This is a genomic window from Emticicia sp. CRIBPO, assembly GCF_009905725.1.
Taxonomy (GTDB): Bacteria; Bacteroidota; Bacteroidia; order Cytophagales; family Spirosomataceae; genus Leadbetterella.
The window spans coordinates 1-592 of the sequence record NZ_JAAAKV010000038.1; the positions used below are offsets into that span (position 1 = coordinate 1).

General features: G+C 69.8%; 1 protein-coding gene. It reads left to right on the forward strand.

Going from position 1 to position 592, the window contains the following annotated elements; all coding sequences use genetic code 11:
- The coding region (fliB, locus tag GVN16_RS25970; RefSeq protein WP_205749000.1) for a flagellin lysine-N-methylase at positions 1-592 on the forward strand (592 nt) is incomplete at both ends.

The window sequence follows — 592 nt, forward strand, 5'->3', positions numbered from 1 at the left end:
CGTGCGAGGAGACCTGCTGCTCCAGCTTCCAGGTCGACATCGATCGCGCGACGTTCAAGACCTACATGGCGGTCAAGGAGCCCGGGCTCGGCCGTGATCTCCAGAGATATGTGAAAAAACTCAGGGAGCCGCGAGCGCCGGGCGCCTATGCGCGCATCAGCCTGACGCCCTCCGGCGCCTGCCCCTTCCTCGACGAGGCCCGGCTCTGCTCCATCCAGAACCGGCTGGGGGAGGGCGCCCTGTCCGAGACCTGCCGCGCCTACCCCCGCGAGACCTGGGAGCGCGATGGCCGACGCTACCTGGGCGCAAAGCTGTCCTGCCCGGAAGCCGCGCGGCTCTGCCTGTCGGCCCCCGACGCGATGGCCTTCCCCGATGACCGCGACCAACGCCCGGCCGAGGATGGCGCGACCGCACGCTGGGCCGTTCACGCCGCGATCGAAGAGGTCACGCGCGACCGCGCCCTGCCGGTCTGGAAAGCGATCCTGTTCGCAGGCGTGGTCACCGAGACCTTCTTGTCCGATGATCCGCCGGCCGTACCCGCAGACAGCGACCTGCTCCAGTCGATCCGCGCCTACACCGCCCAGACCCGGCA